General features: G+C 59.9%; 4 protein-coding genes and 2 pseudogenes. 1 reads left to right on the top strand and 5 read right to left on the bottom strand.

Annotated features, from left to right (window positions below; translation table 11 throughout):
* The 4 genes and pseudogenes from DH08_RS30340 to DH08_RS30320 all read right to left on the bottom strand — a co-directional run.
* Positions 1-341 (bottom strand): annotated as a pseudogene (locus tag DH08_RS30340) (IS66 family transposase); the annotation flags it as partial.
* A 485-nt stretch (positions 342-826) separates the two neighbouring features.
* Positions 827-1,097, bottom strand: a pseudogene (locus DH08_RS37535) (transposase); the annotation flags it as partial.
* Between the two features lie 351 nt (positions 1,098-1,448).
* Entirely contained in the window at positions 1,449-1,571 is a 123-nt protein-coding gene (locus DH08_RS30325) for a DUF924 family protein (protein ID WP_192182925.1), read from the bottom strand.
* 125 nt (positions 1,572-1,696) lie between these two features.
* On the bottom strand, positions 1,697-1,960 hold the full coding sequence (locus tag DH08_RS30320) for a DUF4242 domain-containing protein (RefSeq protein ID WP_192182924.1): 264 nt from the start codon (positions 1,958-1,960) through the stop codon (positions 1,697-1,699).
* 150 nt (positions 1,961-2,110) lie between these two features.
* On the opposite strand from DH08_RS30320, the gene DH08_RS30315 reads away from it, so the two are divergent.
* Positions 2,111-2,983 carry a LysR family transcriptional regulator gene (locus DH08_RS30315; protein ID WP_246801064.1) on the top strand — a complete coding sequence of 291 codons (873 nt, stop codon included), beginning with the start codon at positions 2,111-2,113 and terminating at the stop codon, positions 2,981-2,983.
* A gap of 57 nt (positions 2,984-3,040) precedes the next feature.
* Here DH08_RS30315 and DH08_RS30310 read toward each other — a convergent pair whose 3' ends face one another.
* Complete coding sequence (locus DH08_RS30310; protein ID WP_192182922.1) at positions 3,041-4,030, bottom strand: methyltransferase; 990 nt, start codon at positions 4,028-4,030, stop codon at positions 3,041-3,043.
* Positions 4,031-4,718 lie beyond the last annotated feature (688 nt).

The following is a 4,718-nucleotide window of genomic DNA, read 5'->3' as shown; positions in this document are numbered from 1 at the left end:
GGTAGAGCACTGCGATGCGCCGGAGCGCTTCGCTGGCGATCGGCGCCGGACCGGCTGCGGCGAGCTCGTAGAAGCGCCGGCGTACGTGTGCCCAGCAGAAGGCGAGCGTTGCACCGCTCTTGTCGGCGAGCACGCGATAGCCGCCATAGCCGTCGACCTGCAGATTCCGCTGAAGCCGGCGAGATGGGCAATCGGCCGCTCCGCCTTTCGGTCCGGCGCATAGACATAGGCGACGCCCGCGGGTCACTCCCGTCCCTTGGTCGGTCATCACGGGCGTAGGCCCAGAGCTGCCCGGTCTTGGTCTTGCCGCGGCCGGGATCCAGCACCGGCGCCGTGGGTTGAACTCTTAACGGCCTCAGCCTCGGCCTGCAGGGGGAGGTAACGATGTTGTCGCATTTCCCGCGCCCGCAGACCTCGATCTCACTACAGAGCACCACAAGCATCGCCCGCTCCGCGCTGCCGGCAGGCGCTTTTGACGGCATGGATGCCAGAAGGTTTTCGAGAAGTGGTTGAACGTCTCGCGCCGACATTTGCGCGATGCGCGGCCCCAACGGGCTCCTGGTCCAGCGCGACCGCCTATTCCGGCCCGCAAAGCCGCTATCCGCTTTACACCGCCGATGCCTGGCGCGGGTGGATCGTCCCGTGACGATCCACTATCTTCTGCCGCTGATACGCTGCCTGAGGTGCGCGAGAAGATCGGAACAATTTTCGGACTTCACCTAGGGAGATGGGGCTGGACACCAACGGCCCCGTAGGCCTTCAACGCGTACTCTCGTATGTCCCGGCGTGATCTCGAATGCGAGCGCCCGTCCGAGACCGTCTACGACGCGTGGACCTTCGTTGTCCTGCCCCCGCGCAAGCGCCCAATCGCCTGGGCTTGCGCCCCCCTTTTTCCCCCAGCCGCCGACCGGTGCTCCTTTGCTGTTGTGCTGTCGGTTATCTGCATGTCCGCGACAAGAGCCGCAAAAAAGACGTCGCCACAGACCGCACCCCGACCAGCGATGGAAGCGATTATAGATCGTCGCCGGTGGGCCATAGACGGATGGACAATTCTGCCAGCGGCATCCGACCTTCAGAACGTGAACGATGCTGCTGATGGATTGGACGGACTGTTAATTGATTTCAATATCTTATCATATTGGCGTGTGAGGGACCGGCGGGGCCGCAAGCCTGGGCCGCCCACGACGACGTTCAGTGTGCGAGTCCGGGGCATGCCGTCCGCCGCCAGCCCGGGGCATGGGCCGCGCGACGCTCGGCTACCTCGATGCGCAGGTTCCAGATCAGCGACCCAGCGGCAAAAAGCCAGGGCTCGCCGGGCGGGTCAATCTGCGACAGAATGTTGGGCGGCGATCCTGCCGTGCCAGCCCGAGTGTCGGGACCGGTCGGCATTCGTCGGTGCGGGGTGGCTGGCGGTCCAAAAAAGTGGGGGTCAGATGCGGGGATGGGTATCACGCGTCCTTGGACGGAATCCCAAGTTTCGTGGTGTGCGGAAAATTGCCCGTGGCGATGTAGTCCAGTTCCTCAGGCGTGCTGTCGCGCCCGAGGATGGCATTGCGGTGGGGTGGCCGCATGCCCGATCGTCGCACTCGATCAATCCACTAGGGCGCCGATTCACATGAGACGCTAACTGCTTCCACGTGATTTTCGCAAAGACAAAGGCCCAGGAGCGTTCTCCGGGGCCTTTGTCGAATGTCATTTACGGCGTCAGATCAAGTGCTGGAACGATCCTGTTGTAGGGCAGGCTCGCATCGTCGTTCAGACGTTTGACATCAGCATCGGACTTGGCATCAAACAGGCACATGCAGCGACCGTCTTCAGGTGCAAAGGTCGAGCGCAGGTATTTGATCGCGGTGCCGGCGGATGACATCTCCGCCGCCTTGCTGATTGCTGCTTTCTGAGCACCACCTAGGGCTTCCATGCTGATCCCCTTGAGATCCCTTTCAACCATGTAGACGCTCATCTCATCCTCCTTTTTCAACCATACAGGGACATTTGATCGCCTTGTCGGCCAATTGGAACAATTTGTTTTCTATCGATCCATAACCGACGGTTATCGACAGACGTGGTATCATCTTCATCTGGGCTGCCCGGGGAGGGGTCAATCGTGGAAATGTCTCAGGTCCGATATGTGTTGGCGGCCATCGAGGCTTTGAACTTCACCAAAGCGGCCGCAGAATGCAACGTGTCGCAGCCGGCCTTGACCAAGGCCATAAAGTCTCTTGAAAATGAACTCGGCGCGCCCTTGTTCTACCGGGAAGGAAAACGAGTTCTCCTGAGCGAGTTCGGACGGTCGCTCCTACCTCATTTGCAGCACATCATCCAGGAGGCAGAGGCCACCCGGACACTAGCCGACAATTTCAGACTTCTGGACCAGGTGCCTATCAGACTTGGCATCATGTCAACCATCGGCCATGTGAGGCTGTCACGGTTCCTCGCAAAATTCCAGAAGGAGTTCCACGGGGTCGATCTTGAAGTAAGTGAAGCAAAAGTCGGCGATCTGAAGAGTCGTCTGGCGAACGGCGAACTCGATCTGGCCGTTCTCAATCCCCTCGAAGGCCTGGGCGATTTCTTTCGTATTCATGAACTTTACAAGGAACGTTATGTCGTCATATTCCCTCCCGACCATAGGCTCGCGGCAGCTGATGCCATCAGGCTGGGCGATCTCTCTGGCGAACCCTATGTCGATCGTCTGTCTTGTGAAATGCGGGATATGGTGATGAATGTTTGCCGGCAGACCAATGTGAACCTTTACGCGCGTTTTCGGTCCGAGCGCGAAGATTGGGTGCAATCGATGGTCCTCGCCAAGATTGGCTTCGCATTCATGCCGGAATACTCCGTGACGTCGCCCGAGCTTCTGCAGCGTCCGCTCATCGAGCCCTCTGTGACGCGAACCATTTGCCTCGCTAGCGTACCGGGAAGACAATTCAGTCCCGCCACTGCGGCTATGGTCCGCGCTGCCCAGAATTTCGACTGGCCTGGTTGATTCGAGTCCGAAGGGCGACCTGCCACTGTTGACCCTTCCCCGACAGGCGCGCGCCTTCTAGGCCGCAGACGCCTCAAGGATTGAAATGGGTCCTCGGGTCTGAATCACTCGTTCAAGGCGTAGCCCAGCGGCGTCGAACAACCTTGCATATTGGGCCTGCGTTCTCTCAAGGCCGCCAGTGATGGCGAGCATGACCACGTCGATACCCTTGATCTGGTTCGGTTCGTCACCCGGCGGCACGAGCGCCTCGGCCACAAGCACCTTCCCATTCGGCAGCATTGCCTTGCGGCAATTTCGCAAGATCACCGCAGCACGCCCATCCTCCCAGTCGTGAATGACCTTCTTGATGACGTACACGTCACCGGTGGGAACGCTCTCAAAGAAATCACCGGCGAAAAATTCGGTGCGCGGCAGGTCGCCCCCGGCACCCTGGCGCGCTGCCGCGACGCCCGAAGGCAGATCGAAAAGCACGCCGTTCAAATGGGGGTTGCGGACCAGGATTGCCGAGAGAAGCTGGCCATGTCCGCCGCCAACGTCGACGATCCGCGTGAATGGCTTGAAGTCATAAGCATCGGCAACGGCCTCGTTGCTGCCTTGGCCCAGGGCGACCATGGCACGCTGAAACAAGGCAGCCTGCTCCGGGTGTTCCGACAGCCAATCAAACCTTGGGCTCCCGAACACCTTGTCGAAGGCTGGCTTTCCGGTGCGGACAGAATGCAGGAGCTGCTCGAAGGCAAGATAGGCCTCGCTGTTGATCATACGGACAAAGTCACGGGGACCCGGGCGATCGGAGCGCAGCACCGCGCCCACCTCCGTCAACTCGAAATGACGGGGCAGTAATTCCCTAAAGACCCCTTCAGGCGCGAGAAGTCGCATTACTCGATAAAGCGCGTCAGCATCTGACTGAGTGGCAGCCGCCAGCTCATCCACCGACTGCTCGCTTGTAGCCAGGAGATCGGGGATGCCGAGTTCGACAACGACTCGCAGCGCTTGTGACACCGCGAATCCAAATCCTAGTCTCATGATCTGTTGCGACGGATTGGTCATGACTCTCCCTCGAAGAACTCTAGCTGTGGAGCGCCTCTCGAAGGAGGACCCCGGACCAGAGGGTCCAATTGCGGTGCCAACAGCCACCTATTATAAGATCATCAAAGCAAACTGCTACACCTATACCCCAGCGACGCTGTCGGGGCGGGATGATCCGGGTTTTCGCCCTTCGAAAGGGAATTGCCTTCAACCTCTCATATTCCCGCGTCGCGTCCCAGTGTGCCAACGGATGCATGCCTTCAGGCACTATCGTCGCCCGCCCGCTAAGCAGGCATCGCATTGGTTCTGCTTCGAGCATGGGGAAGATAGCGAGCGATGTCTTTGATGCTAGAGGTTGAGCTGAGTCCGACCATATTCTGCAAAGTCAGAGAAGCCCAAGCTGATCGTGGGGGCCGCTTTCGAGAGCGGCGAGGAGGTGCGCTCTATGTTTGGACCGGCCGACCAGTGGAGCGATGAGCGGGCCATTCCCACCGCCAAAGCTCCGGCTTCAAGTCATGCAGGCATCATCGCCTGGAGCCTTGACGCCGACCTGCGCTCGGTGACTGCGGCCCAGGCACGGTGCCGTTTACCAGCGGTGACGTGCCTCACATGGAGTAGCGGGCTTCGGAGGTCGGCTACGGTGTTATGACTCGCAACTTGGCTGCCTCATGGTCGAACGAAACGCGGTTCCGCCCACGTTGTTTCGCTG

It is taken from the genome of Mesorhizobium amorphae, assembly GCF_014843845.1.
GTDB classification, from domain to species: domain Bacteria; phylum Pseudomonadota; class Alphaproteobacteria; order Rhizobiales; family Rhizobiaceae; genus Mesorhizobium; species Mesorhizobium amorphae_A.
The sequence above is the reverse complement of the archived record's forward strand: the minus strand, read 5'-3'. Positions and strand labels throughout refer to the sequence as shown.